The organism is Phytohabitans rumicis, assembly GCF_011764445.1.
In the GTDB taxonomy this organism is placed as follows: Bacteria; Actinomycetota; Actinomycetes; order Mycobacteriales; family Micromonosporaceae; genus Phytohabitans; species Phytohabitans rumicis.
In genome coordinates this window covers 1541437-1560225 of record NZ_BLPG01000001.1, presented here as the reverse complement: position 1 = coordinate 1560225, position 18789 = coordinate 1541437, and the positions used below count along the sequence as shown (strand labels likewise).

The window sequence follows — 18789 nt, the reverse complement described above, 5'->3', positions numbered from 1 at the left end:
CACCTCCATGGGGAAAGCCGGTGCGGGGTGGGCAAGCCCCGTACCGGCGCCATGGTCCTAAGCGGACGCCGCTGGCGGCTCCGTCTCGTCCACCGATTCTCCGCCGACGGCCAGGTCGAGGCCGAGCAGCTCGAGTCGCCGCCGCACTGCCGGGCTGGGCAGCATGGCGACGGCGGCACAGATCCCGGCCGCGCGGTGCAAGCCGTCGACGAGCGCCGCGGTGCCCTGCGCCGAGATGAACCGCACCGCGGTCAGGTCCAGGACGAGCGAGCCCGGGGCGCCGGTGAGCACGGCGCGCACCGCGCAGTCGAAGACGTCGCACGTGTGGTGGTCGAGGTCTCCGGAGACGATCAGATGTACACCGTCCGCACATACCTCGACGTGATACGACAGTTGCCGGTCACGAAACGATCGATGGTCCATCGACGGCCGCCCAAGGGATCGAGGTTCTGCAATCTACAAAGATTAGATCTATCGTGTCAACCGTCGACGTTGGACCGTATGTGGCTAGGAAGTTGCCTCAGTTTGAGGCCCGAATCATCTGACCTATCGACGGGGTGGTGGTCAGCCCCTCGCGCGCGCCTGATCGTCTGGCAAGGCGTGCAGGGACTCCTCGACGCCGATCAGATGGTTGGCCATCCTGATCCGCGCCCGCTCGGGGTCGCGCGCGGCGAGCGCTTTCCAGATCGCCAGATGCTCCCCGTGCGTGCGCAGGTCGGCACCCTCCTCGTGCAGGCTGCGCCACAGCCGCGCGCGCACCGTGCGGCCCGCGAACGCGTCGATCAGACCGACCAGCACCGGGTTGCCGGTGTGCGCCGCGATGATCCGGTGAAACCGGATGTCGATCTCGATGACCCGCTCATGGTCGTGGGGCGTCTCGCCAGCGATCCGGATGGCCTCGTCGAGCAGCCCGCGCGCCTCCGCGAGCGCCTCGTCGGTGATCCTGGACGCCGCCAACCGGGCCGCCTCACACTCCAGCACCCGACGGATGGCGTGGACATGCCGCGCGTCGCCCCTGCCCTCGAGGTCGACGACGAAGCCCATGGGCGCCAGCAGTTGCGCCACGTCGAGCCTGGTGACGTAGGTGCCGTCTCCCTGGCGCGTGTCGACCACGCCAAGAATCGACAGTGCCGAGATCCCTTCACGCAGCGAGCCGCGGGAGACGCCGAGCGACTCGGCGAGGTCCTTTTCGACGGGGAGCCGGTCACCCGGGCGGAACACCCCGTCGAGGATCATCCGCTTGATGCTGTCGATCACTACGTCGGCGCGAGACATGCCACCCATTCCCTACGTCGGTCCCAGGGTGCGACACGAACCGGCAGCTCCCCCGCGGGCCGAGTCAGCTTATCTCACCTCACCTGCCCTGATGTCTGGCGCTCCTGCGCCACCGGGCACCCATCTCGAGAGGATCCACTCGCGATGTCCTCGTCAATGTTCACGTTCACACGGCGCAGGCTCGTGGCCGCGGCCGGCTGACCGGTGCCGCCATGGCCACCGGCCTCTGGAGGGGCGGTGTCGCCTTCGCCACCGACGGGCCCTCCAGCTACACACCGACCTGGGCGTCGGTCGACCAGCACCCGCCGGCGCCGGAGTGGTTTCAGGACGCCAAGTTCGGCATCTACTACCACTGGGGTGTGTTCAGCGTCCCGGCGTTCGTGAAGGAGTGGTATCCGCGGAACATGTACTTCAGCGGCTCGGCGGAGAACAACCACCATCGCAGTGCCTATGGTGAGCCGTCCGCGTGGCCGTACCACAACTTCATCAACGGGGCCAACGACAGGTCGGGCCGGTTCACGCAGTTCGCGCCGCGGCTGCGGTCGGCGGGTGGCGCCTTCGATCCGAACGAGTGGGCGCAGCTGTTCGCCGACGCGGGCGCGAGGTTCGCCGGGCCGGTGGCTGAGCATCACGACGGCTACTCGATGTGGAACAGTCGGGTCAACGAGTGGAACTCGGTGGCGACCGGCCCACGGCTCGACTTGTTGCGCCTGCACGCCGACGCGATCCGGGCCAAGGGTCTGAAGCTGATCGTGTCGCTGCACCACGCCTACAACTTCACCGGTTTCTACGAGCGGGTGCCGGGGCAGCCCACGGCGAGCCTGCGCAAGCTGTACGGCCAGCTGAGCGGCGCCGAGCAGCAGCAGCTCTGGTACGACAAGCTCCGCGAGGTCATCGACGGCTACCAGCCCGACATCATCTGGCAGGACTTCAACCTGCCCCGGATCGACGAGTCGCGGCGGCTGAACTTCCTCGCCTATTACTTCAACCAGGCGGTCGCCTGGAACAAGGACGTGGTCGCCACCTACAAGGACGGCCTGAACAACCGCGGCTCGGTCTTCGACTACGAGCGGGGCGGCCCGGCCGGCGTCCAGGTCCCGTACTGGCTGACCGACGACAGCATCTCCAGCTCCAGTTGGTGCTACACGGTCGGCATCGGCTACTACTCGCTCGAGGCGATGCTGCACTCGCTGATCGACCGGGTCAGCAAGAACGGCAACATGCTGCCGAACATCGCGCCCATGGCCGACGGCACGATCCCGTCCGGGCAGCGGACCATCCTGCTGGGCATCGTTGACTACCTTACGGCTGGCCCGGCTGGTGCACGGCCGCGGACACCGGCGCGGACCTGCTGTGGCGTATCAGCGTCGGCGGCAGTTGCGACATCGACCTGCCCGTCGTGCGAACCCTGCCCGACGGCTCGTACCTCACCGTGCTGTACGCCTCCCGCACGCGCACCCCCGAACGCGCCCGGATCCTCGCCGCCGCCCGCACCGACACCGCATTGAGTCCAGACCGCTGCTCCCGCAGCCTCACCCTCCGCGCTACACAACCAACCACGTATTGACTGTCTCCTATTGAGTCGTCTAACGTATGACGTCTTACGAGAGCGTGCCCGAAGACCCGAGAGGATCCCACGATGCCTCGGCGATGCTCATGTTCACGTTCACTTGACGCAGTCTCGTCGCCCCACGCCGAAATGTGGCGCCGAGCTCGGCAAGATCGGGTCGGTACGTCCGGCGGTTGAGCTCCGACCTCGGCTTCGAGCCGGACGAACCCATTTCTGGAGCTGTCACGGCGGCGCAACCAACGCTGGACCCTGCCCTGAGAGGAACCTGGTCATGAGACGACCAATGCGCGACATCCTCGGCGTCACGGTGGCGGCGTTGGCCATCCTGGCGAGCACCGGCGGCTCGCCGGCGGGTGCCGCGGACGCGCCGTACGACGTGCTCGTGTTCTCCAAGACCGCCGGCTTCCGGCACGACGCGATCCCGGCCGGCATCCAGATGATCCGAGAACTTGGCGCGACCAACAGCTTCACGGTGACCGCGACCGAGGACTCGAACCAGTTCAACGCCGCCAACCTGGCCCAGTTCGAGGCGGTTGTCTTCCTCAACACCACCGGCGACGTGCTGAACGCCACCCAGCAGACCGCATTCGAGAACTACATCCGAGCCGGCGGCGGGTACGTGGGCGTGCACTCGGCCGCGGACACGGAGTACGACTGGCCGTTCTACGGCGAGCTCGTCGGCGCGTACTTCGCCTCGCACCCGGCCATCCAGCAGGCCACCATCCGGGTGGAGAACCGGGCGCACGCGGCAACGGCCGGGTTGGGTCCGACCTGGCCACGCACCGACGAGTGGTACAACTTCCGGACCAACCCACGGTCTTCGGCCCGCGTACTGGCCACATTGGACGAGTCGACCTACTCCGGTGGCACGATGGGCGCCGATCACCCGCACACCTGGTGCAAGACCCTCCAGGGTGGACGATCCTTCTACACCGGCAGTGGCCACACCCAGTCCAGCTATACCGAGGTGGGCTTCCGGTCGCTGGTGCTCGGCGGCATCCGTTACGCGGCAAACCGGACCAAGGCGGACTGCCGGCCAGAGACCGGCTACACAAGCCTCTACAGCGGCGCGACCACGGGCTGGTCCCAGGCCGGGCCGGGCGGGTTCGCCAACAGCAACGGGACGCTGACGTCGTTCGGCGGGCTCGGCATGCTCTGGTACAGCGTCAAGGAGTTCCGCTCCTACTCGCTGAAGCTCGACTGGACGATGCCGGGCGACGACAACTCCGGCGTGCTCGTCGGGTTTCCGGCCAGCGCCGACCCGAACTCGGCTATGAACAACGGGTACGAGGTGCAGATCGACGCCACCGACACCTCGGACAAGACCACCGGCGCCGTGTACGGGGTCAAGTCGGCGGACGGCGCCGCCCGCGACGGGGCGCTGAACCCACCCGGCGAGTGGAACACGTATGAGCTGCTCGTGGAGGGCGAGCGGCTTCAGGTGTTCCTCAACGGCGTGAAGATCAACGATTTCACCAACACGGATCCGGTGCGGTCGCTGACCTCCGGGTACATCGGTATCCAGAACCATGGCGCCGGCGACGACGTGTCGTTCCGCAACATCCGGATCAGGGAGCTGGGCGGCACCACGCCACGCGTCGGCCCGATCACCGCGGCCAGCGGGAAGTGTGTCGACGTCAGCGGGTCCAGCTCCACCGACGGCACCAAGATCCAGCTGTGGAGCTGCCACGGTGGCACCAACCAGCAGTGGACCGTCAATGGGAGCACGCTGAGGGCGCTCGGCAAGTGCATGGGCGTCGCCGGTGGCAGCACCGCGAACGGTGCCCTGGTGCAGCTGTCTACCTGCAACGGATCCGGCGGGCAGAACTGGACCGCTGGACCCAACGGGTCCCTTGTCAACTCACCGTCGGGCAAGTGTCTCGACGCCAACGGCGGCAGCTCGGCCGACGGCACCCAACTCATCATCTGGACCTGCCACGGCGGCACCAACCAACGCTGGACGCTGCCGTGAGCCGCCGGACGAGCTGATCCGCCGGACGAGCTGAAAGGAAAGTTCGTGAAGTCAGCCGTTTCTACCACCGGAAGGTCGCTGCTGGCGGTCGCGGTGTTCGTCGCCGCCGCGCTGACCGCCACGGTGACACATCAAACGCCGGCTTCGGCCGCGACCCAGGCAAACTACTACGTCGCTCCCGACGGCAACGACGCCAACGCCGGAACGATCGCGTCACCCTTCAGGACCCTGCAACGCGCGCGGGACGTCGTCCGCACGATAAACGCGAACATGACCGGTGACATCTACGTGTACCTCCGCGGCGGGAACTATCCGGTGGCCAGCACGATCGAGCTCGGGTCGGGCGACTCCGGCACGAACGGCTACCGGGTGATCTATTCCGCGTACGAGAACGAGACGCCAGTCCTCAGCGGCGGCGTTCAGGTGACCGGATGGACCCAGCACAGCGGCAACGTCTGGAAAGCCCCGCTCGACCGCGCCAACAAGCTGCGGACGCTCTACGTCAACGACAAGCGGGCGTTCATGGCCACGAAGACCGTCAACTCGGCGGGATGCTACGGGACATACAACATCACAGCCGGGCAGGCCGCGTGGGCATGGGAGTCAGGCTCACAGTGCGACGGCGCCAGGTACAGCCTGTCCGACTTTCCCGCCATCGCCCGCAACCAGGACGACATCGAGATCGAGACGGCGACCACCTGGACGACGGCCATCGTGGGAGTCCGCCAGGTGACCACGACACCGGACGGCGCGAACCGCCTCGCGCTGTTCCAACAGCCGGGCGCGGCCATCGCCCAGGGCGCGTACAACGGCAACGCCCAGGTCGGCGGCAGCCACAGGCTCATGAACGCGTACGAGTTCCTGGACGCGCCGGGCGAGTTCTACTTCGACAAGTTCAGCCGGACGGTGTACTACTACAAGGCCAGCTCGGAGAACATGGCGACCGCGACGGTCGTCGCGCCGAACAACGTGTCTACTGTCCTGCGGATCGCGGGCTCCTCGACGAGCGGCCACGCTCGCAACATCACGATCTCCGGCCTCACGGTGCAGCACTCCGACTGGAACCTGTTCAATGTGGCCAGCTCCGCATTCAAGCAGGCCCAGCAGGGCAACCTGGGCGCCCTCGCGTACGCGAAGGGTAACTTCCACGTCTACTACTACCGCAACGTCGACGTCGCTCCCGGCATCGTCCAGATCGAGAACGCCGACGGGCTGGTCCTGCAGCGCAACCGGATCCAGCACACCGGTGCCGATGGGATCAACATGGTCAACGACGTGCAGGGCACGCAGTTGATCGGCAACTACACCAACGACATCGCCGGATCCGCTGTCACGGTGGGACATCCACAGCACGTCTACATCGGCGACCACACGTTGACCAACCGGGAAAAGTACTCGGTGCAGGCCGAAGGACTGTCGAAGAACATCGACATCAAGAACAACTACATCTACGACAGCGCCGTACTGTTCAACGGCCACAGCCCCATCTCGGCCTACTTCGCCGACACGCTCACGATCCAGCACAACCGGATCGAGAAGACCCCGTGGTCGGGTATAACGCTCGGATGGGGATGGTGGAACTTCGACGGGTCGTCGGGCTCCGTCGCACCCAACAGGCCGACAACGACCGCGAGAAACAACAACATCAGCTACAACCACATCGTCGACACGGTGCAGCGGCTCAGCGACACGGCTCCCATCTACACGCTGGGCAGCCAGCCGGGCACCACGATCCAGAACAACTATCTCCAGGGTGTCCCGTCCGGCCACAAGTACGGACTTCATCCGGACGAAGGCTCGGCGTACCTGACCTTCCGGGACAACGTGCTGAACGTCGACAAGAACGTCACGTGGCTCATCAACTCCGACGACTTCGGCCGCAAGCACGATCTGAGCATCACGCAGACCTACGGCCCGATCAACAAGGTCTCCAACAAGAACCTGCCGAACAGCACTGTCCAGGACATCCTCGTATCCTCCGACTACGTCTGGCCGGCGGCGGCGTATGGCATCGCCGTGAACTCGGGACTCGAGGCTCCATATCAAAGCATCGTCCCGCAGAGCAATCTGTCGCTGCCGGACCACGTGTTGCCCGCCAGCACGTTCGTCAACGGCGGGAGTGCGTCGATTCCGGTCCGGAGCACCGGCGACGCGACCAGGACGATCTGGCTGGCCCCCTCCGGCACCACCGTCTTCGCCGCCGGGCCGACGATGACAAGGGCGGACGGTACAGCCACGTCCATAGCTGTTCCGACGACGCAGGGCGAATACCGCCTCTTCGTCCTCGACGCTCAAGGCAATCGGTCCGCTGAGTCCCGGTCGATCGTCAGGCAGCAAAGCGGCGGCGGCAGTCAGCAGGGCGTCCAGATCGTGGGCGGCCAGTCCGGCCGGTGCGTGGACGTGCCGGGCTCGAGCACGTCGAACGGCACTCAGGTGCAGCTGTGGGACTGCCACGGCGGGACGAACCAGCGCTGGTCCTACACCGCCAGTCGGCAGTGGACGGTCTACGGCAACAAGTGCCTGGCGGCTAACGGCACGAGCAACGGCGCCGCGGTGGTCATCGGAGATTGCGGTGGCCAAGCCAGCCAGCAGTGGAGCCTCAACTCCAACGGCACTGTCACGAGCGTCCAGTCCGGACTGTGCGTGGACGCCAACGGCGCCGCCACCGCCAACGGCACGAGGATCATCCTCTGGTCCTGCAACGGCGGTGCCAACCAGCAATGGAGCCAGCGCAACTGATCGACCACATCCCCGGGCCGGGGACGCCATCATCCAACTGATCACCTACAGGAGTCGCAGTCGTGAAAGTTCCCAAGATACGACACGTGGCAACCCGCTGGCTGGCAGTGCTCGGTGCCGCCGCCATCGTCGCCGTGGGCACATTGGTAATAACGACAATGACCGGCCCGTCCGCGTCCGCGGCGCCGACCGCCGGGTGCGGCAAGAGCCCGACGTTGCGCAACGGCACGTACAACATCCAAAGCAGTGGACAGAACCGCAGCTTCATCCTGCGGATACCCGACGGCTACAGCAATACGCGCGCCTACCGGTTGATCTTCGCGTACCACTGGCGGGGTGGCACCATGAACGATGTCTCCTCGGGCGGCTCCAGCGGCACCGCGTGGTCGTACTACGGCATGCAGCAGCAGTCCAACAACAGCGCGATCCTTGTCGCACCGCAAGGCATCGGCAACGGCTGGGCCAACAGCGGCGGACAGGACATCACGTTCACCGACGACATGATCCGGATGATCGAGAACGATCTGTGTGTCGACACCACGCAGCTGTTCGCCATGGGGTTCAGCTACGGCGGCGGCATGAGCTACGCCATCGCGTGTAGCCGGGCGACGGTCTTCCGCGGCGTGGTCGCGTACTCCGGCGCCCAGCTGTCCGGTTGCAGTGGCGGCACCCAGCCGATCGCCTACTTCGGCATCCACGGCATCTCCGACAACGTCCTCAACATCTCGTCGGGACGTGCCCTGCGCGACACGTTCGTGCGCAACAACGGCTGCGCCGCGCAGAACCCGCGCGAACCCGCTCAGGGCAGCGGGACACACATCACGACGCTCTACTCGTGCCGGGCGGGATACCCGGTGCAGTGGGCCGCGTTCGACGGCGGTCACGGACCGGGTCCGGTGGACGGATGCTCCGGCTGTGAGGACGGGGTCAGGACCTGGACCAAGGCAGAGGCGTGGCGGTTCATCTCGCAGTTCGACTCCACCCAGCCGACTTCTCCTCCGCCGAGCACCCCGCCGCCGAGCACCCCGCCCCGGGCCAGTCGAACGTGATGATCGTCGGTCAGCAGTCCGGCCGGTGCGTGGACGTGCCCGGCTCGAGCACGTCGAACGGCACTCAGGTGCAGCTGTGGGACTGCCACGGCGGGACGAACCAGCGCTGGTCCTACACCGCCAGTCGGCAGTGGACGGTCTACGGCAACAAGTGCCTGGCGGCTAACGGCACGAGCAACGGCGCCGCGGTGGTTATCGGGGATTGCGGTGGCCAAGCCAGCCAGCAGTGGAGCCTCAACTCCAACGGCACTGTCACGAGCGTCCAGTCCGGACTGTGCGTGGACGCCAACGGCGCCGCCACCGCCAACGGCACGAGGATCATCCTCTGGTCCTGCAACGGCGGTGCCAACCAGCAATGGAGCCAGCGCAGCTGACCCGACGACCGGTGGCGCCGGCATACCCGTGCCGGCGCCACTCTCGAGGTTTCTACCGGATGGGGGAGCGACTGTGAGAATCGCATTTCGATCGCCATCGCGGCGGGCGCTCGCCCTGATGGCAAGTATCCTTTGCTTGGCCGCGTTGCTTCCGGGCGCCGCCAAGGCGGACAACCCGATCGTGCAACAGGTCTACACCGCCGACCCGGCACCGCTGGTGTACAACGGCCGGGTCTATCTGTACACCGGACATGACGAAGATGGCTCGACCTACTTCACGATGCGCGACTGGCGGGTCTGGTCATCGGCCGACATGGTCAACTGGACCGACCACGGCTCGCCGATGAGCCTTTCCACCTTCAGCTGGGCGAGCTCAGACGCGTGGGCCGGGCAAGCCATCTACCGCAACGGCAAGTTCTACTGGTACGTCCCGGTGCGGATGTCCAACGGTGCCAACGCGATCGGAGTAGGGGTTTCGGACAGCCCGACCGGGCCGTTCCGCGATGCCCTCGGCCGCCCGCTGATCCAGAACGCCGAGATCGACCCCACCGTCTACATCGACGACGACGGGCAGGCGTACCTGTTCTACGGCAACCCGCGGCTGTGGTACGTCAAGCTCAACGCAGACATGATCTCGTACTCGGGCGGTCCGACCCAGATACCCCTTACCACCGCGGGATTCGGCACCCGCACCGGCGACGCCAACCGGCCGACCCTGTACGAGGAAGGTCCCTGGTTCTACAAACGCGGCGGCCTGTACTACATGGTGTTCGCGGCGAAGTGCTGCTCTGAGTTCATCGCCTACACGACCGCGCCCGGCCCGACCGGACCGTGGACCTATCGGGGCACCATCATGCCCACGCAGGGCAGCAGCTTCACGAACCACGCCGGTGTCATCGACTTCAACGGCGGCTCGTACTTCTTCTACCACAACGGCGCGTTGCCGGGCGGCGGAGGCTTCACCCGCTCCGTCGCGGTGGAGAAGTTCAGCTACAACTCGGACGGCTCGTTCCCGAGCATCAACATGAGCACGGCGGGGGTGCCCCAGGTCGGCACGCTCAATCCTTACGTGCGCCAGGAGGCCGAGACCATCGCCTGGGGGAGTGGCATCGAGACCGAGCCGTCCAGTGAGGGCGGAATGAGCGTCGGCTGGATCGAAAATGGCGACTACATCAAGCTCAAAGGCGTGGCTTTCGGCACCGGCGCCAGCTCGTTCAACGCCAGGGTGGCCTCCGGGGCCAGCGGCGGGCGGATCGAGGTGCGCCTGGACAGCGCCACCGGGACGCCCGCGGGGACATGCAACGTCGCGGGTACCGGTGGGTGGCAGACCTGGAGCACGGTCTCGTGTCCGGTCAACGGCGCGACCGGCACTCACGATCTATACCTGCGGTTCGCCGGCGGCAGCGGATCCCTGTTCAACGTGAACTGGTGGCAGTTCAGCACGGGCCAGTCGGGCGGCGGCTTTCCGAGCGGCTACCACCAGCTGGTGATTGGCAACAACAGTTTGTGTCTCGACGTGAGTGGCGCGTCGACGGCGGCTGGCGCGGCGGTCACCCAGTGGACGTGCGGCGTGCAGACGAATCAGCGTTTCCAGTTCGTACCCGTGTCGGATGGCTATGGCCGTTTGCAGGCCCAGCATTCGGGCTACGACGTGGCCGTGGCCAACAGCTCGACGGCGGCTGGGGTCCCAAACATTGTCCAGCAGGCACCCAACAGTGCTTCGAACAGCCTTTGGCTGCCTGTCCAGCAGTCTGATGGCTCCTACTCGTTCCGAAACCGGAACAGTGGCCTCTGCCTGGACGTGTACGGGGCCAACAGCACTCTCGGGCAGCAGCTCGACCAGTGGCAGTGCAAGAACGCTCCGGGCAACAACCAGGACTTCACGCCTCGCTGATCGCGGTAGGAAGGAGTGTCAATAGTGGACACCTTACGAGGTGGCCGCGCGAAGCGCCGCGGCCTGGCGGCCGTTCTCGCGGCCGCTCTCCTGACCGGCGGAGCCGCCGTCACCGCGGTCCAGCCCGCCTATGCCGCAACTTCTATCGCGACGTGAAGTTCCGCTACATGCGTGCCGGCGGCGCCCAGCTGGACGGTCCGGGCGGCTGGGTGTCCGGCCGCTACGACCGCCGGTGGAACGCGACCCGCGCCCAGCTGCTGCGCACCCGGTCGCTGGGCGGCGAGTTCATCATCCTGCCGCACGACCTGCGGGGCGCCGACGGGTTCGCGATCTCCCGTTTCCCCGGCGACAACGGCAACTGGGCCGACTACGACGCGTTCCTGACCCGCCTCATCGACGACGTGCGGGCGACCGGCGTACCCGTGCAGTGGGACATCTGGAACGAGCCCAACCTGAGCCTGTTCTGGAACCGTCCGCAGTCGCAGTACTTCGAGCTGTGGCGCCGCAGCTACCAGCGGATCCGGGCGGCGTTTCCCAACCACCTGATCGTCGGCCCGAGCATGGCGGGCGTCCCCTCGACCGGCGGTTGGTGGGTGCAGTACCTCGACTTCGTCCGCGCCAACAACGTGGTGCCGGACATCTTCAGCTGGCACGCGCTGCCCAGCGACCCGGTGGCCAACGTCGCGACGGCGAACTCCACACTGGACGCCCGCGGGATCCCGCACCCGCGGGCGTACCAGGTCAACGAGTACGGCGCGTCCAACGAGCAGCGATGGAGCCTGCGCGGCTGACCCGGGTCCAGGCACCGGGAGCGAGCCCCAACGTGGGAGCGGTGCCCGGCCGCCCCTCCAGCCGCATCCAACTCGCGCAGCCCAATCGGTTCTGGCACAAGAAACGTGGTCGTGTCGGACTGTGATCGCCACGCCGCCGACACGCCTGCTCGGCATGGCCTTCGGCCAGCAGCATTGCGCCGCGCGCACCGGCCGCCATCGCCCGCGGCCCGGAGGTGGCATGGGTCGCTGCCGTCGCCGCGAGCTCGAAGGCTGCCGCCGACGCGTCGCCCGGTCGTCCCGCAGCAACCGCGATCTCGACCGCGGCAGCGCACAACGGCGCCCTGCGCAGGGAATCGCTGCCCACGGCCGTCAGGGCCCAGGAGCTGCAGAAACTGGCTACGGGCGATACAGATACGCGATGAGCACCTGCACTTCGGTGAGACCGGTGAGGTTCAGCGCGGCCTGTTGGCGTGCCGCTTCGTCGACTGACAGGCGCCACCGTGTGATCGGGCTGCGGCCCCAGAAGGGCGGCCTGGGCGAGTCGAGACCGCCGAACGTGTCGGCGTCGAAGTTGGCGGCGACCGTCGTGGCGCGCGGTGGCAGCAGCGTGCGGGCCAGCGAGCCGTTGCCCCGCCAGGTTTCGTTGCGGCCTGAGTGCTCGAGGCGGCAGGTGACCCGCGGGTCGCGGGCGGTCGCGCCGAGCAGCGAGACGTAGACGGTCGCGACTTTGGCCTCGGTCACCTGGGGCAGCCGGTCGGCCGTCACGTCGAACTCGAGCAGGCCGGTCGCCGCGAACCCGGCCAGCGCGCCGGCGTCGGTGAGATGGACGAAGAGCAGGCCGCTGACGAGGGTGGCCTCGTACTCCAGGTACTGATCCCGGTAGAAGATCACGCTGGGCAGCCGTGCCATCGTGTCGGCGTAGCGCTGCACCAGCGACAGTGCCGGGCCGGCCTCGCCGCGGGCCAGCCGGCGGTAAGCCTCGTCTTCCTCGTCCACTGGCAACCGGCCCAGGTCGAGCGAGAGCGCCTGCGCGGTCGCGCTGCCGGTGTAGAGGTCGAGGGCGCGGGCGCTGAAGAAGACGTATTTCTGCAGTAGGTCGCAGTAGTCCTGGGCGCGGGCAACGATCGACCGGACCACCTCGGCCGTCGCCCCGACGTCGGCGCGGTAGTTCGCCGCCCGCTGTTGGAGCCGGGTGATGTCGGCCTCGGCCTGGGCGAGTGCCAGGTCGCCGGCGGTCCGCTGAAAGTACGCCTGCCGCCACCGGCCCCAGGCGGCTGCCCGCGCGAAGCCCAGCTCCACCAGCTCTTTTAGCAGCTCCTTGTAGCGGGCCCCGGACGGGCCGGTGATGTTGCTGTACTCGATCTGGCGCAGCAGTGTCGCACGGCTCACCAGGTCTGACGTCTGGGCGTAGATCTCCGGGATGCCGCCGACCAACTCGTCGGCGGGCGGCTGCAGCGACGGGTTCCACTCCCGCGTGTACGGGTCGGTCCACTGCACCCAGCTGGTCAGTGGCCGGCCCGGTAGGCGAAGCTGGCCGTAGTCGGATCGAAGCTGCCCGGGCCGGACAGCACGCGTTGCGCGGTGACCAGATAGCCGGGCACGTCGTTCAGGCGGTTGAGGGCAGAGACCGCCGCCGCGGCCTCGGCTGCGGCGCCCTCGGGCGCGGGAGCGTTGGCGCCGACGATCGCCGTCGCCACCGCCACCATGACCTGCAGCGCGGTGCTCACCGTGCCGATCGAGTCCATCTCATACTCTTCGGCGTCCAGTTCCTGGGACAAGCCGTCGATGATCACGCGGTGCTGGTCGATTGCGGCGCGCAGGGTGCTCAGCTCGGCGATCGCCGACCGCTCGGCGGCGAGCGCGGCCAGCCGCTCGACGGTGCGGATCTGCCGCGTCTCGGTGAGCCGCGCCAGCTCGCCGGACAGCCGTATCTGGTTCTCCGCCACGTCCTGCAGATGGCCGAGCAGCTGGACGGCTACCCCGAACAGCGGCGCCACCGCGGGCACGTAGCCGGTCAGTACGTTCTCGTACCGCGGGAAGTCGGGCACGAGGTCGTGGTCGCGGGCGTAGCCGAGCGCGTTCTGGTTCGCCGTCAGATAACCCGCCAGGATTCGGGCCCGGGCGTGGTCCGGCACCAGCGCGAGGGCGGCGCTCATCTCATCGATCGCGCGGGTCAGGTTTTCGGCGGTCTCGGGCCGGGCGGTCGTGAACGACCGGAACAGGTACTCGCCGACCCGCACCCGGTGCTCGGCCCACGTGCGCACGTCGGTACCGAGCAGGGGCCGCCGGTCCCGATACGCCTGCCAAACGCTGTCGTCGGCGCCCAGTGCCGCCCGGACGCGGTCGGCGAACTGCTGGCCGGTGACGACCTCGTCGGTGATCGTTCCCGCGGCGCCGGCCGCCCCGGCTACTCCTGGGCCGCCGGTTTCCGCCCCGCTCGACAGGTTCTGACCGGCGGCGCCCCCGCACCGCCCGTCCCGCCGCGCACATCTACCTCGGCTGTCGGACCGGTGACCCGCACGATCGAAACCTCGCCGCCCGGACCACCGGGACCGCCCGGACCGCCGGAGCCGCCGGCGCCGCCCTCGGCAGGTTCGGCGTAGTCGTCTTCGTCCTTGTAGTAGCCGCGGTCCCCCTCGCCGCCATCGCCGCCCGCGCCGCCGGCGCCGCCCGCGCTACCAGTGGCGACCAGGACAGCCCGCTCGGCGGCCCGGACGATCAGCCCGATCCGGCCGGCGCGTACTCCCGCGCCACCAGAGCCACCCGGGTGGCCCGGCTCGCCGACAACGCCGATCCCGCTGCCCGACGCGCCGTGGAAGCCGTGCCCGCCCGGCAGTGGGATCGCATCTGGGGCGACGTCGACGCCGCCGCCAGCGCCGTCGTAGGAGTCGGCGATCAGCAGCACATCCATGCCGGGGAAACGAGCCCGGAAGCCAGCGGCGTGCTCCACACGCCGCGCGACCAGCACGACCCGATGGCCGGCCGCGAACGGGACGCCAGCCCGGTCGAAATCGGCACGGACTCCGGTCAGGAAGGCGTCATCCAACGTAATGCGGTCGCGGACCAAGCAGATCGTCGCCACGGCTCATCAGTATCCCGGCGCGGTGAGCAACCGATGACGCGTTGTACCTGATCCGACAGGGCGTCGATGATGCTTGTCGTCGTGCCGGTCGGGCACCAGATGCGTGAGCAGTACCGCAGCCTGCGACCGGCACGCAGCCGTCGCCGGTCGCGGCTACCGGAAGTCACGGGAGGTGGGCTTGCCGCACTGCAGTGACCGCACCGGTCTGCGGCATAGGTGGGCGTTGGCTGTCGGGCAGCGCGACCCTGCCGCGGCGCGACACCGGTTGCCGACGCGTGTGCGCATTGTGCACTGTCCAGCGATATCGGCTCCGATGCGCCGTGTCTAGTTGCGTGTAGCCAGATGCGCGTTTGGATTGGGATGGACGCCGGCGGGCTTCGGGCGCTTCCTGTGAACTTCGGCTGACGGGGAGGCCGGTGGTGATCATTCGCTGCCTGGTCGTGCGGGCAAGCGTAGGTCTCCGATCTCGATGGTCCAGAGGATGTCGGTGAGTTGTTCGGTGGCTTTGGCCAGGTAGCGGCGGTAGGTGCTCAGGGGTAGGTGGAGGATTTCGGCGGCGGCTTCCTGGCTGGGGCAGGGCGCAGGTAGGTGCGGTTGAGGACGGCGCGGAGTTGGTCGCCTTTGGGTTCTTTGCCCAAGCATGCGACGGCGTCTTCGATGGTGGCCCGGAGCTGGTCGGCGTTTGGCCCGTTGGTCGTGGCAGCCAGTGTCGAGCCGAGGAGCGGGTTCGCGGCGAGTTGGTCGGGCCGGTGCAGAGTCTGGAGTGCTGCCTTGACCGCGGCGCTGAAGCGGGCGCGGTCCAGTGGTGGCGGGCGGATCAGCGCGGCCGGTGGTGGTCCGGTTGCTCCGGAGCGCCCACGTTCGTGCATCAGATCGAACCAGTCGTCAACCGGGAGGCGTCGCCAGTCGATGCCGTACACGATGTGTCGTAGGCCGCCGACGTTGGCCTCGACCAGCGGGGCGAAGGCCAGGTAGTCGAGGAAAGGTGCCCAGTGTTCGGCGTCGACAGTGACGATGAACGACCATGCGAGCGGGCGGGTCAACCATTCGATGAGGCTGGGAACGGTGCCGGCCAGCAGCGCGTACAGGTCACGTTGGTGCTCGCGGGGGCCGGCGCAGTAACGGACTAACTCGACACGTTCCCCCGGACGCAGTGGCCCTTCCCGCGCGATGTGGTCGAACACAGCGCGTACGACCGGATCACGGTCTTCCATCGCACTGCCGCCGGGACACCGCACGTGGTAGGCGAACCCGGCGACGCCATCGCCGGTGCGTACGACGCTGAGGTGCTCGGGCTGCTCACGGAGCCAGCCGCGGGCGAGGTCTGCGCTGGCCGGTCCTTCGAATCGTTCGACGATCGAGCAAACCTGCTCGTGTTCGCCGGGGCGGGCCGGGACGACGGTGGCGGAGCCCTGCGCCCGCAGGGCCGAGATCGCGGTGGCGAACGGACTGCGTCGAAGGAGGCAGAACAGTTGCTGCGCGTGCAGCGGCCGATCGAGGCTGGTGCCGGCGCGCAGGCCAGCCACGGCGTGTTTGTAGACGGTCCAGCGATGCGCCCGGTACCGCTCGGGTGCGCGCCGCTCGAACTCGGCATCCAACACGTCCCGGGCCAGGTCGTGGGTAAACAGCCCGCGTGTGCCGCTGACGACGAACGGTTGCCGGGCCAGCCACTGCCAGACCGCAGGCGCGTCGGCGCCCACCAGCCGATGAAGGAGGTCCTCGGTGGTCAGCCAGGCCAGCGCGCAGGTAGCCAGGCCGGTCAGGTGGGCCTCGCCGGGCACGTCGCGCAGGAACGACTCCAGCAGCGCCGAGATGAGATCCGGTGCGTCGGCGAGGGTGTCGGGCACGTCTCCGGATGCGGCGAGGTCGGCCAGCAGGGCCATGGTCAGCGGATGCCCCCGGCCGAGCATCAGCAGGTGCTGCCGCAGCGACGGTACGACGCCGGCGCGTGCGAGCAACTGCCCGCTTTCGACCTGGTCGAACGGATCGAGGCGATGCACGGCCACGAGCTGCCGCCATCCGGAATCGGTACGCCAGGGCGCCGTCGGCGGGTCGCGGCCGGCCAACACCACGACACTGTCAGCGCTCAGACGCGGTACGAACTCGTCACGCAGCCAACCATCGATCGGGGCGAGCTGCTCGTAGCCGTCGACAAGTAGGACCGCGCCGGCCAGCAGCCCCACGGTCGGTCGGCGGTCGTCCTGATGATCGAGGGCAAGCCGGACGGCCGTCTCCAGGCCCTCCGGTGACGGATCGACGTCACGGCCGTCGATCTGCGTGACGCTACGGCCTGCCGCCTGCGCCCGGGCGCGAAACTCCAGCAGCAGGGTGGTCTTGCCGATACCGCCTTGGCCGTGGACGCAGAGCACCCGTCGCGCGGAGCGACCGTCGAGGGCGTCGTCGAAGCTGGCGAGTTCGTGGTGGCGTCCCACGAAGCGTTGCCGCCGCGCGGTGTCCAACAGATCGCCCAGGTGCGTAGCCAACGCCGCCATCTCCAGAGGGTCAGCTCCACTGTCCGCCTGCGGGCCGCGATTGAACAGCCATTGACGACCATCTGACCTGGAAAGTGAGCGCCGATCCGGCCGATCCTCTGGGCAATCGCTTCATGACCCGGAGGTACACCATGGCACGGATTCTTGTTCTCGGCGCAGGCATGTGTGGCCTGTCGACCGCGTTGCTGCTCGCCCGCGACGGCCATGACGTGACGGTCCTGGAACGTGACCCAGCCGAGCCGCCGCCGCCCGCGCAGGCGTGGCAAGCGTGGCAACGGCCTGGCGTCAACCAGTTCCGGTTACCGCACATCATGCTCCCGCGGTGGCGGGCCGAGATGAGCCGCGAGCTGCCGCAGGTCCTCCACGAGTTGGAGGCCAACGGCGGGCTGCGGATGAATGTGCTGGCGATGCTGCCACTGTCCGAGCGTGGCCCGTGGCGCGACGGCGACGACCGGTTCGAAACCGTCGCCGCCCGCCGGCCCGTGCTGGAGGCCACCCTGGCCACCGTCGCCGCCGATACGGCGGGTGTCACCATCCGGCGCGGTGTCACCGTCACCGGGCTGCTCACCGACCCGTCCGTCGGCGGGCCGGTGCCGCGGGTCACCGGTGTGCTGGCCGCCGGCGGGCACGCACTGCGCGCGGATCTCGTCGTCGACTGCGGCGGTCGCCGGTCGGCGCTGGCGTCGTGGCTGCAAGCCGCTGGTGCCCGGCGGCCGGCCGAAGAACGCGCCGACTGTGGCTTCGTCTACTACGGACGGCACTTCCAGACCCGTACCGGAGCCCAGCCGGAAGGCCGCACGAACATCGTGCAACGCCACGAGTCGATGTCGGTTCTGACCCTGCCCGCCGACAACGGCACCTGGAGCGTCGCCCTGACGACCAGCGGCCGGGACCGGGCGATGCGGGCCCTGCGCGACCCGGCCCGTTGGGACGCCGCCCTCGCCCTCTATCCCACTGCCGCACACTGGCGCGACGGTGAGCCCACCGGCGGCGTCGAGACCGTCGCCGGCATCGAGGACCGCCACCGCGACTTCGTCGTGGACGGCGACCCGGTCGCCACCGGCGTCGTCGCCGTCGGCGACGCGTGGGCCTGCACCAACCCCTCACTCGGACGCGGCGCCACGATCGGCCTCCTGCACGCCGAAGGGCTGCGCGACGTCCTGCGCGACACCGACCCCGCCGATCACGACAAGCTGGTGCGCCAGTTCCACGAATGGACCACCACAGCCGTGGAACCGCTGTACCGCGCGACGCTGTGGTTCGACCGGCACCGGCTGGCCGAACTCGACGCCGACGCCGCTGGCATCCCCTACCAGACCGACGACCCGAAATGGGCGTTCAGCCTGGCCACCTTCGCCGCCGGCCGGACCGACCCCGATATCGCCCGCTCCTACCAGTCGCTGGCATCGCTGCTGGCGACCCCCGACGACCTGCTCGCCGAACCAGGACTACCCGAGAAGATCACCAAACTCGGCGGCCACGCCCCCAACTACCCGCTACCCGGACCGGGACGCCGCGAGCTGCTCGCCGCCATCGGCACCTGATCACCGACAGCCGAACCTGGAGACA

General features: G+C 68.2%; 13 protein-coding genes and 1 pseudogene. 8 read left to right on the top strand and 6 right to left on the bottom strand.

What is annotated here, in order from left to right:
* Nucleotides 1–57 precede the first annotated feature (57 nt).
* Together Prum_RS06365 and Prum_RS06360 are read right to left on the bottom strand one after the other, a co-directional pair.
* The gene (locus Prum_RS06365) at nucleotides 58–423 is read right to left on the bottom strand and encodes an STAS domain-containing protein (RefSeq protein WP_173074754.1); all 366 of its coding nucleotides are present in this window, start codon (nucleotides 421–423) and stop codon (nucleotides 58–60) included.
* Between the two features lie 141 nt (nucleotides 424–564).
* A complete protein-coding gene (locus Prum_RS06360; protein ID WP_173074753.1) occupies nucleotides 565–1275 on the bottom strand; it encodes a FadR/GntR family transcriptional regulator in 711 nt (236 codons plus the stop codon).
* 212 nt (nucleotides 1276–1487) lie between these two features.
* Here Prum_RS06360 and Prum_RS06355 point away from each other — a divergent pair, with 212 nt between their 5' ends.
* The 7 genes and pseudogenes from Prum_RS06355 to Prum_RS06325 all read left to right on the top strand — a co-directional run bounded on the left by Prum_RS06355 (nucleotide 1488) and on the right by Prum_RS06325 (nucleotide 11664).
* The gene (locus tag Prum_RS06355; protein ID WP_371871196.1) at nucleotides 1488–2783 is read left to right on the top strand and encodes an alpha-L-fucosidase; all 1296 of its coding nucleotides are present in this window, start codon (nucleotides 1488–1490) and stop codon (nucleotides 2781–2783) included.
* 333 nt (nucleotides 2784–3116) lie between these two features.
* The gene (locus Prum_RS06350) at nucleotides 3117–4817 is read left to right on the top strand and encodes a ThuA domain-containing protein (protein WP_173074751.1); all 1701 of its coding nucleotides are present in this window, start codon (nucleotides 3117–3119) and stop codon (nucleotides 4815–4817) included.
* Between the two features lie 45 nt (nucleotides 4818–4862).
* Nucleotides 4863–7556 (top strand): ricin-type beta-trefoil lectin domain protein, encoded by a 2694-nt coding sequence (locus Prum_RS06345; RefSeq protein WP_173074749.1) that lies wholly within the window; start codon nucleotides 4863–4865, stop codon nucleotides 7554–7556.
* Nucleotides 7557–7714: 158 nt separating this feature from the next.
* Nucleotides 7715–8979, top strand: a pseudogene (locus Prum_RS06340) (ricin-type beta-trefoil lectin domain protein).
* Nucleotides 8980–9097: 118 nt separating this feature from the next.
* Entirely contained in the window at nucleotides 9098–10873 is a 1776-nt protein-coding gene (locus Prum_RS06330; RefSeq protein ID WP_173083457.1) for a family 43 glycosylhydrolase, read from the top strand.
* A gap of 24 nt (nucleotides 10874–10897) precedes the next feature.
* Nucleotides 10898–11029, top strand: coding sequence for a hypothetical protein (locus Prum_RS53595; protein ID WP_281368848.1), 132 nt, complete (start codon nucleotides 10898–10900; stop codon nucleotides 11027–11029).
* A complete protein-coding gene (locus Prum_RS06325; RefSeq protein WP_246277689.1) occupies nucleotides 11026–11664 on the top strand; it encodes a GH39 family glycosyl hydrolase in 639 nt (212 codons plus the stop codon). The genes Prum_RS53595 and Prum_RS06325 overlap by 4 nt, the downstream gene beginning before the upstream one ends.
* A 378-nt stretch (nucleotides 11665–12042) precedes the next feature.
* Here the strand turns inward: Prum_RS06325 and Prum_RS06320 are convergent, their stop codons facing one another.
* From Prum_RS06320 to Prum_RS06305, 4 genes are all read right to left on the bottom strand, one after another.
* A complete protein-coding gene (locus tag Prum_RS06320) occupies nucleotides 12043–13143 on the bottom strand; it encodes a hypothetical protein (RefSeq protein ID WP_173074745.1) in 1101 nt (366 codons plus the stop codon).
* 8 nt (nucleotides 13144–13151) lie between these two features.
* Nucleotides 13152–13910 (bottom strand): hypothetical protein, encoded by a 759-nt coding sequence (locus Prum_RS06315; protein ID WP_173074743.1) that lies wholly within the window; start codon nucleotides 13908–13910, stop codon nucleotides 13152–13154.
* A 143-nt stretch (nucleotides 13911–14053) separates the two neighbouring features.
* Nucleotides 14054–14692 carry a hypothetical protein gene (locus Prum_RS53590; RefSeq protein WP_173074742.1) on the bottom strand — a complete coding sequence of 213 codons (639 nt, stop codon included), beginning with the start codon at nucleotides 14690–14692 and terminating at the stop codon, nucleotides 14054–14056.
* A gap of 566 nt (nucleotides 14693–15258) precedes the next feature.
* Nucleotides 15259–17220, bottom strand: a complete 1962-nt coding sequence (locus Prum_RS06305; protein WP_246277688.1) for an ATP-binding protein — start codon at nucleotides 17218–17220, stop codon at nucleotides 15259–15261.
* Between the two features lie 131 nt (nucleotides 17221–17351).
* Here Prum_RS06305 and Prum_RS06300 point away from each other — a divergent pair, with 131 nt between their 5' ends.
* The gene (locus Prum_RS06300; RefSeq protein WP_173074740.1) at nucleotides 17352–18764 is read left to right on the top strand and encodes an FAD-dependent oxidoreductase; all 1413 of its coding nucleotides are present in this window, start codon (nucleotides 17352–17354) and stop codon (nucleotides 18762–18764) included.
* Nucleotides 18765–18789 lie beyond the last annotated feature (25 nt).

What these genes read in the sequence shown, in the direction of transcription:
- Prum_RS06365 (WP_173074754.1), bottom strand. Translation starts at nt 423, where the DNA reads ATGGACCATCGATCGTTTCGTGACCGGCAACTGTCGTATCACGTCGAG.
- Prum_RS06360 (WP_173074753.1), bottom strand. Translation starts at nt 1,275, where the DNA reads ATGTCTCGCGCCGACGTAGTGATCGACAGCATCAAGCGGATGATCCTC.
- Prum_RS06355 (WP_371871196.1), top strand. Translation starts at nt 1,488, where the DNA reads ATGGCCACCGGCCTCTGGAGGGGCGGTGTCGCCTTCGCCACCGACGGG.
- Prum_RS06350 (WP_173074751.1), top strand. Translation starts at nt 3,117, where the DNA reads ATGAGACGACCAATGCGCGACATCCTCGGCGTCACGGTGGCGGCGTTG.
- Prum_RS06330 (WP_173083457.1), top strand. Translation starts at nt 9,098, where the DNA reads ATGGCAAGTATCCTTTGCTTGGCCGCGTTGCTTCCGGGCGCCGCCAAG.
- Prum_RS06305 (WP_246277688.1), bottom strand. Translation starts at nt 17,220, where the DNA reads ATGGCGGCGTTGGCTACGCACCTGGGCGATCTGTTGGACACCGCGCGG.
- Prum_RS06300 (WP_173074740.1), top strand. Translation starts at nt 17,352, where the DNA reads ATGGCACGGATTCTTGTTCTCGGCGCAGGCATGTGTGGCCTGTCGACC.